Here is a 12,962-nt window from a genome sequence, read left to right as displayed (position 1 = left end):
TACCATAAAAATTTTTAATTCTAACAAAATTTATTTAATTTTTTATAGAAAAATCCCCCACCTGCGCCAACAGATGAGGGACACCAATACAGCACTTAGAGCGCCATATCTACAATAATTAAATTATAACACGCTCTAGGTTAGTTTGTCATACCTTATTAACTAACAAGGAGCGTGATTTTTTTATGCCGATAAAATACAATACAACCTTACGCAAAAAGGACAACGGTTGGCAAGTAATTGTTAGCTATAAAACGTCATCTGGTAAATGGCGCCAAAAATCTAAGCAAGGTTTTAATCAAAAATGGGAAGCTAAAAACTATGCTAACGATCTAATAGAACAAATAAAAAAAGAGCCAGAACTTAATACTGACTACAAAGGGATTACCTTAAAACAATTTACAGATATCTACAAAAGCAATAATAAGGACAGGCTTACCTATAATACACTACAAGCTATAGATAACGCTGTAAAATTTGTAGATGATATAGCAGATTTACCTTTACAAGATATAACATCATTGCAACTATCTCAAAAATTTACAGCCTCAAAATCCTCTACCGCTACCAAAATTTTATATCAAACATTGATAAAAACAATTTTAGGCTATGCAATAAAACCTTACAATATCATTGCCAATAATCCATTAGAGGATGTCAAAATTAAAAAGAACAAAACAAAAAAAGTACTCAAAGTATATACTGACGCCGAGATTGATTTATTACTATCAAATTTAAAAGAAAAGCGCCCTGAATTTTATTATCAGTGTTGTATAGGTTATTATTGTGGGTTACGTTATGGTGAGGTTATAGGACTCTCATGGACCGATATAGATCTAACCAATAATACATTAACCGTAAGACGGCAATTAGCTCAATACGACAAAAATAAATATAAATTACAAGATACAAAAACGACTAATAGCAGGCGCACTATACCTATACCACCTATTTTAAGTGCCATATTGGCTCTATATGCCCCGTTATCCCCTGTCAACGACATGCAACTCCTATTTATACAAAAAACGTCACAAACCAAGCTAATAAACCAAAATATCAAACGTTATGTAAAAGGCAAATCATTCCATGACCTAAGACATACATACGCAACAAAATTAATAGCTAACGGAGTTGATATAAAAACGGTCGCAGCCTTATTAGGAGATACAGTCCAAACAGTAATCAACAATTATCTGCATTACACAGATGAAATGAGAATTAAAGCAGCTAATGATGTTGCTAATATTTTTGGATAATTTTTTTGACGAATTTTTGCCGATTAATATAAGAAACGTAATATTAAAGCCGTATATCTTGATAATTCTCATAATATTATATTATGTTACCACATCTTGGGGTATTCGCCAATGAAGATAAGAGATTTATAGTAAAAGAATTTCCTCCATAAAAGTCATTATATATACGCCATAAATTAATAAAACGTTTTTTCTCGTTTTCATTCTTTTCCCTTGTAAATAACGACTTTATTCGTTAAAATATAATTAAAGAAAGGAGTGACTCGTATGCCTAGAAACGCGCTCAATGAATTTGAAAAGGGACTTAGGAAGCAAATTTCGGAAAATCTAAAGAAGTATACCCCAAATATCACACAAAATGAATTATCAAAACTAACCGGTATTCCAGCATCAACGATTTCCGGATATTTTGCAATGCGCTCGACTCCAAATGCAACTAATGTTCAAAAATTAGCTGATGCCTTAAATTGTTCAAAAGCTGATCTAGATCCCCGCTTTACCGACAAACTTATAGATATTACTAAATCAGCCCCCACCAAGAATGGCAAAAGAGATATACAAAAACAACTACAAATGTTACTTGATGAACTTGAAGATAAGGAATTCATAAATTTTTATAATGGAAATAAAAAAATGGACGATGAAGCTAGAGAACTTTTAAAAATATCACTGGAAGCTTCTATACGCTTAGCTAGAAGTCTCTCTAAATAATACCCTATCCCATTTTGGTAATATGCTAAAAGTTAATTCGGTCCACATAATGCATATTATTTATCGGGGCTTATTTGTACTTTATCGGGGTTTTATTTGAGTTCTAAAATAATAAATCTTCCAACTTCCCAGATATACTCGAGATTTTAAAGCTTTTTATTTTTATATTTATTTGTGTTTATTTGTGTTTATTTGTGTCTCTTTAAGTTTGTTTACATTTATTCTAAGTAAAGGAATTTTTTAACATCGAGGAAATAATGAATATTACAGTTCAAGATATAGACAATTTATTATTAATCGGCGAGAGTCCAACCTTTGAAGTAAAATCAGCCAATAAAGGCGTACCTAAAAATTTTTGGGAAACATATTCCGCCTTCGCTAATACACACGGTGGAATAATTATATTAGGGATAACCGACGCTCCCAAGTTTGAGGTTATAGGAATTGAAAATCCACAAAAATATATAGATGATATAATATCCACAGCCCGAAGCGCTAAAGTTAGTCAAGACCTATTTAAATCACCTGACTCGGTTATTTCACTAGAATATAATTCAAAAACTATTATTGTATGTGAAATTCCAGAAGCACCTTTTGATAAAAAACCAATATTTTTAAATAATAGTATAGAGAACTCCTATGTTAGAAAAGGAACCGGCGATCACAGAATTAGTAGAGATGAATTATCAAGTATCCTAAGAGATACAAATCATGAGCTCGATCGGAAGTTACTTGATAACTTTACCATCGACGACCTTGATATGTCCTCCATCCTCAAATATAAAACCATACTTCATAATCGTGCACCATCCAGACAATTTGACACACAAGATATTTATACATTTCTAAATAATTTAGACGTCTTCGTGTTAGATAGAACTGATGGAAAACCCAAACTTACTTTAGCCGGTCTGCTCTTCTTTGGAAAACTTACTAGCATAAAATCCTATATTCCAGCCTATCATGTTGACTATTTCGATAAAAGAGGTTCTACAGATCGTTGGCGGGATAGAGTTGATTCAGAAGACCTAGAATTTGAAAATCTAAACCTATTTAATTATTATGAAATAATAATGGAAAAATTAAAAATAAGTATCGATAGAAATTTTGACTTAGATAACCAAACAACCAGAAAATCGCCTAGTGATTTACTTATAGCACTCAGAGAAGCATTCGTAAATATGATTGTGCATGCTGATTATTTATCTAATCAACCATCACTTATTGTTGAAGTCCATAATCCATATTATACCTTCTTAAATCCAGGTAAAATGAAAATCACCAAAGAAGAGTTTTTCTGTGGAAGCCGCTCTGTATCCAGAAACCCTACGCTTATGTCATTATTCACAAAAATGGGGGCTGCTGAAAGAGCCGGAAGTGGAAGCCAAAAAATTATAGATGTTGTTAAAAGAAATGATTTTAGATATCCGGAAATAGATTCGACTATCGAAGAAACCAAGTTAAAATTATGGGTTGCTCATCTCATCGATTCATTAGATTTACCGGAAATAGAAAAAAATATCTATATCGTAATTAGTAACTCACCTACATTTTCTTGTACAAAAAAGCACATTTCAGAAAAATTACCTCAATATACTGATTCACAAATTAGGGATGCATTAGAAAGATTATATACACAAAAATTAATTAGCAAACTTGGCGGTAATAGGAATAGGACTTATGCAAGAAACGTATCCGAGCTAGAATTAATCAAAGCATTAGAAATGGTTACGGAGCATGCAAAAAATCATTTCAAAAGTATTACAAAAAAATAAATTTCTATAACAAACCTCCCTATAAAAGCAAAAATGCAACTTGAAGATAGTTACTAATCTCCAGGTTGCATTTTTATTTACGCAGAAAAATCTCCAGATGAAAAGGTTTCACAGCAAGAACATAATCCCAACTCTATATTTTATTACGGCCCCATGTTTCAAAAGCTAATCATACTACTATTAAAACTTTCGTAAGAACAAAAAAGCGGCTGCCCGAAAGCAGCCGCTTTTTAATTTCCCTATTCAGTTTTCAAAATTTTCACAAAGAGTAAATCCCTCTTAGTATTTATCCTTGTTTTCAGGAACGATACGAACACGTTGGATAACCGGATTACCGTCTTTATCCTTCTTCACAGTGTCGATGCGGATGTACTTGAGTTCGTCGGAGAATTCGTTCGCCAAACGATCTAATGTATCATCACCGGCAAGAGCTGCATTGGATGCTGCACCTGCCATGATTGCACGATAAACAACTGCTGCGAATTCATAACGCGTCATCATACGGTTACCATCGAAGTTGCCATCCGGATATCCTTCAACGATGCCCAGGTCATGAAGTTTAGTTACATATTCGTAAGCCCAATGATTCGAAGGAACATCAGGGAAGAGTTCACTGCCTTTAGACTCAATCGTACCAGGGTTCTGGCCGGTCAATTGATTAATCATTTGACTCTGACGATTTACTAATTCTTCAAGTTTAGCTACGTCTTCACGAAGGTTTCTGATTTCCTTAGCCATACCTACACGAGAATTGGATACGTTGTTACCTTGACCCAATTTGAAGGATACACCGGCGTTGATCATGTTTTCACCACCACCGATAGTACCACCTACGGAGAAGGTTGTATCTTCATTTGGTTTGTAGAAGGCACCGAGAGCACCGGCGTTAGCCCCATTATAGTGACCGTAACCGAATGCAAAATCCCATTTATCATCCGGATCGAAGTCCTGTGGATGTAATGCTGCAAGAGCCGCCGCACCGGCACCAACTTTGTTGATACGGTCATCTAATTTGTTAACCGCACCGCCAATCATATTGATTGCCTGGTCACGTTGAGCTAACTGACTACCGTTGATAGCTTCGGTGGAACCCGGAGCAACTGTACCGTCAGCCACACCGCTCACTACATTGTTACCCATGTTGATATTGCTATCCTGGAGTGTAATTGTACGATCGCTGTCTACTGTCTTAATAGAGATACCACTGTTATTAATAGTCGTATTGCCGGTTTGTACACTTTCTAAGCCCGTTAAGTTCTGAGAAAGTTTAATATCAAGACCGTCACCGGCACTATTTCTTACCACGCCAATGTTACCATCAGACAATCTGGATGTATTAGCACCGCCATTGAGTTTCAAGGTATCGCCGAGACCTACCGTAACTGCGTTATCAGAACCGTCATCGCCCTGGAATACACGACCTTTATTGACTTTATCGCTAACAGTCTTCAACTGATCTTCCGTAGCGGCACGACCGGACTGAATGTTATTACCATCCCAAGCAGTGTTGCTTAAACCGGTGAGGTAAGTACCTGTTGCCGGATTGCTGTCGCCGGCTGTATTTGCCTGGTTACCAAGAACGGCACCGCCTGCGGAAACCTGCCCTTTAGAGCCATCCAATTTAACCTGATTATCACCACGGCCGGCAGTAACCGTTGCACCTTCACCGTCAATATTGACTTGTTTGGATGCATCAGTATCACTACCAAGAGTAATATTGTCGTCCAAGTTAACTTTGTTAGTATCAGGGTCAACCGTAATATTCTTACCAGACTGAGCTTTCGCTGCATCAGCTGCCGCATTAGCAATATTCTTAACATCACCGATATTAGCTGCATTCTCATCCGTATCATATGTTGGATTGCCGTCAGCATCAATACCGTCAGAACCACTAGCTAAGTCTTTGATTTGCGTACCGCCTGCATTGATACCACCTTTGTCGATGGAAATGCCGGAGTCTTTAATCACAATCTTGTCAGTAGAAACGCCGTCTTTGTTGATAGTTGTGTTACCTACTGCAATGGATCCATCTTGGCCAAGATTAATATCTTTATTTAAGCCCACTTCAATCTTGCCATCTTTAACGGATGTTACCGTATTGCCGTCACCGGTGATGTTGATAGTGCCACCTAAGTTCTGTTTTACAGTGTTGCTGTCGTCAGCACCTAAAACGAAACCGCCGCCATTATCAGCATTTGTAACATCATTGACAGCTTTGTTCAAATCACCAACACTAGCTGCATTATTGTAGTTTTCCTGACCTTTTATAGAGGTATCATACGTAGTGCCGTCAATACCGCTGGCTACATTAACAATCTGGTTGCCACCATTATTTAAGCCGCTATTAGTAAGCGTTACAGTGTTAGTACCACCATTAATAGTGATACCGCCGTTATTGATAACAGTGTTACCCATAGTTACGGAACCTGTAGAGCCAAGGTTGAGGTCTTTGTTCAACTTAACAGTTAAGAGACCATTATTCCCATCTTGGCTGGATACGACACCGATGTTACCATCTGTTAAGTCAGCTTCGTTGGTTGCATTACCTTTCACATTAACTTGGTTGTTAAGTTTTACAGCAGATGTCGTACCGAAGTCACCACCGTATTTCATGCCATCATCAAGCGTTGCCACTTCATGATTTTGACCATTAGGGTCAGTGTAGATGATACGTGTCATAGTATCGCCAGGTTGACCATTTACGCCGGCTTGACCAGGAGTTGTGTAGATGTCAGTCATGCCGTCTTTACCGTTGAGGCCGATGTGACCTTCTAAGCCGTCAACGCCATCTACACCATCTTTACCGCTGATAGTAACGCCGGCTTTACCGTTTTCACCTTTAATGGAGATACCGTCGTTGCCATCGATAGCTACGCTATTGCCGTCACTGCCGTTAACGCCGATAGAACCGTTAGTACCGTCTTTAGCACCAATAGAGAGATTATCGGATAAGCCTACAGTAATCTTACCGTTTTTAGCATCCGCTGTAGTTGTAATGTTTTGACCGTCACCGGCAATCTGAATGGACTTACCGAGATCTTGTTTAACAGCATCGCCGTTGTCGTCAGTTAAGCCAAAACCACCGGTTGCATTTTCGCTGGTGCCATCGGAAACTGCTTTAACTGCATCGCTTACAGTTTTGAGCTGATCTTCAGTCGCTGCACGACCGCTTACGATATCAGGGTTGGATACATTCCATTCGGTATTATCCAATCCGGTTACAAAGCTACCGTCTTGACCAACACCGCCGGCTGTAGCAACGCCTTGGTTACCGATTACAGCATCGCCTGCTTCTACGGTATTCAAACCGGTAATATCTTTAGCCAAGCGAACTGTTAATTTAGCATTATCATCAGCTTGTTCTGCCACAATACCGATATTATCGTCTGTCGATAATTTAGTAGCATCAGTTACACCGCCAACAATATTGACAGTCTTATTCAACTTAACAGCGGCAGAACCGGTATCGCCGGTATACTTCATGCCGTCATCGAGGGTTGCTACCTGATGGTTAGTACCTTCAGGGTCAGTATAGATGATACGAGTCATGGTATCGCCATCTGCACCGTTAACACCGGCATCGCCAGGAGTTGTGTAGATATCAGTCATGCCGTCTTTGCCATTCAGGCCGATGTGACCTTCTAAGCCGTCAACGCCATCAACACCGTCTTTGCCGGTGATGCTTACGCCGTCTGTACCATCGGCACCCTTAATGGAGATACCATCGTTACCATCAATAGTAATAACGTTGCCATCACTACCGTTTACACCGATAGATCCGTTAGTGCCGTCTTTCGCACCGATTGTGAGGTTATCTGCTAACTTCAAGTCGTAAGTTGTCTTATCACCTACAGTCGTCGCCGTAAGTTTCAAGTTAGTACCTGCATAATTGCCATCAGTACCGGCTGGAGTACCGCCTTCAACAGTAACTGCTGTAGCAGCTGCTTTCAACTGACCGTAATTTACAGCATCAGTATCTGCAGTGCCTGCAGATACGTTAGTAATCTTATTACCGCCATTGTTGAAACCTGTGCCGGTTAAGCTTACAGGATTACCTGTACCTGCGCCGGTTACAGGTGTAATAGTAATGCCATCATTGTTCATTACAGTGGCACCTGTTGCTACAGAACCATCTTTACCAAGGTCAATATTCTGAGCCAATTGAACTTTCAACTGACCGTTAACATTATTTACACCAATGTTGTTGTCAGTCAATTTATCGGCATCTGCACCACCAATGATATCGAGCTGTTCGTTAAGTTTCTTAGCAATGACATTAGTGCCATCTTCCTTAGCATTATCACCGGCATACTTCTGACCATCACTCATAGTGGCAACAGTTTCGTCGCCAACGATAATACAATCAACAGGGTCACCATTTACATCGTCAACACTTGGGCCTACTTTAATATTTACAGTAGTACCAGGAGTTCCGTCTGCACCGGCAGGACCTGTTAAGCCGATAGAACCGTCAGCACCGTTGATAACTACGGACGAACCGTTAGCACCGTTAACGCCAATCTTACCATCTACGCCATTGGTGCCGTCAGCACCTTTCGTACCGATGGAGAGATCGTTGCCTAAACCTACAGTAATCTTACCATTTTCAGCATCAGCTGTAGTCGTAATATTCTGACCGTCACCGGCAATCTGGATTGTCTTACCAAGGTCTTGTTTAACAGCAGTACCGCTATCGTCAGTTAAGCCGAAACCACCGGTTGCATTTTCACTGGTACCGTCGGTAATTGCATCGCTTACAGTTTTGAGCTGATCTTCTGTAGCTGCACGACCGCTTACGATATCAGGGTTGGATACATTCCATTCAATGTTTTCTAAACCGGTTACATAGCTGCCTGTTTGTGCTTCGCCGCCGGCTGTAGTTTCAGTCTGATTACCGATGGTAGCCTTGCCGCTGTTACCGTATTCAAACCGGTAATGTCTTTCGCTAACTGAACCGTTAACTTAGCATTGTCACCATCTTGAGATGCTACAACACCGATATTAGCATCTGTAGATAATTTGGATGCATCGGTTTGACCGCCAACAATGTTGACAGTTTTGTTCAACTTAACAGCTGCCGAACCGGTATCGCCGGTATACTTCATGCCGTCGTCAAGGGTCGCCACTTCATGATTTGCACCGTTAGGATCAGTGTAAATAATACGTGTCATGGTTTCGCCATCTTTCCCGTTTACACCAGGTTGACCCGGAGTCGTATAGATGTCGGTCATGCCGTCTTTGCCGTTAAGGCCAATGTGACCTTCGGCGCCGTCTACGCCATCAACACCGTCTTTACCGGTAATTGTTACGCCGTCTTTACCGTCAGCACCTTTAACGGAAATTCCGTCAGTGCCGTTGATAACTACAGAGGAGCCATCTTTACCGTTGACGCCAATCGAACCGTCTACGCCGTCTTTACCGTCAGCCCCCTTGGTACCGATGGAAAGATCGTTGCTTAGGCCGATAGTAATTTTACCATTTTCAGCATCAGCTGTAGTCGTGATGTTCTGACCGTCACCTACGATACCCAGAGCTTCACCCAAGTCACGATGTACTTTTTCACCACTGTCAGCTGTGAAGTCCATACCTTTATCAGTCAAATCGGACTTAGCCGTTTCAGTGATATTTTTAACATCACCGATGTTAGCTCCGTTAGTGTCAGTATTGTAAGTTGGGTTACCTTCAGCATCAACGCCATCAGAACCGCTGCCTACTTTAGTAATCTGATTACCGCCATTGTTAAGACCGCTGTTAGTGAGGCTTACGGCTGTATCGCCACTACCGATAGTCATACCGATGTTATTAACTACGGTATTCCCTACAGTCACGGAACCGGTAGAACCTAAGTTAATATCTTTATTGAGTTTAACTGTTAACAAACCATTATCGCCGTCCTGGCTAGATACGACACCAATGTTACCTGTAGTAAGGTTAGCTTCAGACGTTGCTTCGCCTTTTACGTTAACTTGATTATTCAATTTAACCTTGGATACAGTACCGAAGTCACCGCCGTATTTCATACCGTCATCAAGTGTTGCTACTGTAGCACCACCTACCGTAATACGGTCAATTGAAGTACCTGCCAAGTTATTAACTTGAGTGCCCGCTGCAATAGTAGCGGTTGGAGCGGCTGCACCGTCTTCACCCGCAGGGCCGGTTAAGCCGATAGAGCCGTCAGCGCCGTTGATAACTACGGACGAACCGTTGGCACCGTTAACGCCAACCTTACCGTCTACACCGTCAGCACCTTTCGTGCCGATGGAAAGATCGTTGCTTAATGCCACAGTAATCTTACTGTTTGCAGCATCAGCTGTAGTTGTAATGTTCTGACCGTCACCGGCAATCTGAATCGTCTTACCGAGGTCTTGTTTAACAGCCTTACCTTTATCGTCAGTTAAGCCGAAACCACCGGTTGCATTTTCACTGGTACCGTCAGAAACTGCTTTAACTGCATCGCTTACAGTTTTGAGCTGATCTTCAGTCGCCGCACGACCTGTTACGATATCAGGATTTGTTACATTCCAAGTTGTGTTGTCTAAACCTGTCACATAGCTGCCTGTTTGAGCTTCACCGCCAGCTGTAGTTTCAGTCTGATTGCCGATAGTAGCATCGCCCGCTGTTACTGTATTCAAGCCGGTAATATCTTTAGCCAATTGAACCGTTAATTTAGCATTGTCACCATCTTTAGCGGCTACAATACCGATGTTATTACTCGTAGATAATTTAGAAGCATCAGTTTCGCCACCAACAATGTTGACAGTTTTGTTCAACTTAACAGCGGCAGAACCGGAGTCACCAGTGTACTTCATGCCATCATCAAGCGTTGCAATCGTGGCACCACCGGCTGTAATGCGGTCAATAGAATTACCGTTTACATCGTTAGCTGCAGTACCGGCTTTGATAGTTACCGGCGAACCGTCAGCTGTATTCAAAGCAATAGAACCGTCAGCACCATTAATAGCAACAGAAGAACCATCAGCGCCATTTATAGTCACAGAGCTGTCTGTACCAGTTGTTCCTGCATCACTATCTGCAGCACTACCTAATGTAATCTTATCTGCTAATTTGAGGTCATACGTTGTCTTATCGTCTACGGTTGTGGAAGTAAGTTTCAAGTTGTTGCCTGTATAATTACCTGCAGTACCTGCTTCTGTACCACCTTCAACGGTGACTGCCGTAGCTGCTGCTTTCAACTGTCCGTAATTTACAGCATCTGTATCGGCAGTGCCTGCTCCAACATTGGTAATTTTATTGCCGCCATTGTTGAGACCTCCATCAGTAAGACTTACGGCTGTATCTCCTGTACCAATGGTCATGCCGCCGTTATTCACTACGGTGTTGCCCATCTTAACAGATCCGGTGTCGCCCAAGTCGAGGTCTTTCACCAACTGGACTTTTAACTGACCATTGACATTATTTACACCAATGTTGTTTTCAGTCAATTTATCGGCATCAGCACCACCAACGATATCAAGCTGTTCATTGAGTTTCTTAGCGATGACGTTAGTGCCATCTTCCTTAGCATTATCACCGGCATACTTCTGACCGTCACTCATAGTAGCGATAGTCTGACCGCCTGCAGTAATACGGTCAACAGAAGTGCCCTCTACGTTATTAACGCTACCACCGGCTGCAATAGTAACTGTCGGCTGCGTTCCGTCAGCTCCGGCAGGACCGGTTAAGCCGATAGAACCGTCTGCACCATTAATAACTACGGCAGAACCATCTTTACCGTTAACGCCAATCTTACCATCGGTACCATCTGTGCCGGCTTTACCAACGGAAAGTTCATTGCTCAGGCCTACGGTAAGCTTCTTACCGTCAGCATCAGCTGTAGTTGTTATATTACCATCACCGGCAATTTTGATGTTTTCGCCAAGGTTTTGTGTAACTGCGTTACCATCGTTATCGGTCAAACCGAAAGCACCGATACCTGACGAAATGGAGTTAACCTTCTCATTAACAGCTTTTAACTGATCTTCAGTGGCTGCACGACCCGTTACGATATCCGGATTCGACGTATCCCAAGCTGTGTTTTCTAAACCTGTTAAGTAGGTACCTGTTTGAGATACACCGCCGGCTGTGGTTACAGTTTGGTTACCCAAAACTGCCGTACCAACGCTTACGGAACCGGTAGTACCTAATTTGAGATCTTTGACTAACTGAACTTTTAACTGGCCGTTAACATTGTTTACGCCAATATTTTTATCAGTCAATTCGCCTTCAGCACCACCAACGATATCTAATTGTTCATTAAGTGTCTTAGCAATAACTTTAGTGGTATCAGTCTGGCCGTCATCGCCTGCATATTTCAAACCATCGCTCATGGTGGCAACCGTCTGGTCGCCTACAGAGATACGGTCAACGGAAGTACCGGCTAAGTTATTGGCACTGGTGCCTGCTTGAATAGTTACAGGGGAACCGGAACCGGTGTTGAGTACGATAGATCCGTTGGAGCCGTTGATAGCCACTGCAGAACCGTCAGTACCTTTAGCGGTAACGGAACCGTCAGCACCATTAACAGCTACGGAGGAACCGTTTGCACCGTTCAACGTAATCGAACCATCAGTACCGGTTGTGCCCGCTTCACTATCTGCTGCTTCACCTAAAGTAATCTTATCGGCAAGTTTCACATCATAGGTTGGTGAACCATTTTCCGTAGTTCCTGCTTTCACCTGCAAGTTGTTACCCGCATAGGTTCCATTAGTCGGTGCCGCGGTACCACCTTCAACAGTGATTTCAGTTGTTTTGGATTCACCAATCGTAATCTTGCTGATTCTATCTTCTAACTGAGCTACGTTAACCGCATCAGCACCATCTGTACCGGTAGCCACATTGGTAATCTTTTTACCGCCGGCATTGATACCGCCGGAAGTAACAGACGGACCATTAGTGATGGTTAAACCGCTGTTATTAATAACAGTGTTGCCGGTAGTTACAGAGCCGTTTTCACCTAAGTTAATATCTTTATTTAATTTTACGGTTAAAAGACCGTTATTGCCGGCTTGACCGGATACAACGCCGATGTTGCCGGTAGTAAGGTTCGCTTCTGTTGTTGCTTCACCTTTAACGTCAACTTGGTTATTTAATTTCACGTTGGAAACCGTACCGAAGTCACCGCCGTATTTCATACCGTCATCAAGTGTTGCTACGGTAGCCCCACCTACGGTAATACGATCGATTGGAGTACCTGCCAAATTATTAACTTGAGTGCCCGCTG

The 12,962-nt window shown here is 41.5% G+C and carries 4 protein-coding genes and 1 pseudogene; 3 read left to right on the top strand and 2 right to left on the bottom strand.

Annotated elements, in window-relative coordinates; genetic code table 11:
• Positions 1 to 185 precede the first annotated feature (185 nt).
• From E7204_RS00870 to E7204_RS00860, 3 genes are all read left to right on the top strand, one after another.
• Positions 186 to 1,256 carry a site-specific integrase gene (locus E7204_RS00870; RefSeq protein WP_295180677.1) on the top strand — a complete coding sequence of 357 codons (1,071 nt, stop codon included), beginning with the start codon at positions 186 to 188 and terminating at the stop codon, positions 1,254 to 1,256.
• Between the two features lie 267 nt (positions 1,257 to 1,523).
• Positions 1,524 to 1,967: a helix-turn-helix transcriptional regulator gene (locus E7204_RS00865; RefSeq protein WP_295180675.1), complete on the top strand. Its 444-nt coding sequence runs from the start codon at positions 1,524 to 1,526 to the stop codon at positions 1,965 to 1,967.
• 257 nt (positions 1,968 to 2,224) lie between these two features.
• Entirely contained in the window at positions 2,225 to 3,742 is a 1,518-nt protein-coding gene (locus E7204_RS00860) for an RNA-binding domain-containing protein (protein WP_295180673.1), read from the top strand.
• Positions 3,743 to 4,021: 279 nt separating this feature from the next.
• Here E7204_RS00860 and E7204_RS00855 read toward each other — a convergent pair whose 3' ends face one another.
• Both E7204_RS00855 and E7204_RS00850 read right to left on the bottom strand, forming a co-directional pair.
• A complete protein-coding gene (locus E7204_RS00855; protein ID WP_295180672.1) occupies positions 4,022 to 8,071 on the bottom strand; it encodes an S-layer homology domain-containing protein in 4,050 nt (1,349 codons plus the stop codon).
• Between the two features lie 512 nt (positions 8,072 to 8,583).
• Positions 8,584 to 12,962: pseudogene (locus tag E7204_RS00850) on the bottom strand (hypothetical protein); the annotation flags it as partial.

This window comes from Veillonella sp. (assembly GCF_015058545.1).
Classification (GTDB): Bacteria; Bacillota; Negativicutes; order Veillonellales; family Veillonellaceae; genus Veillonella_A.
This window is presented reverse-complemented; position numbering and strand designations above follow the sequence as displayed.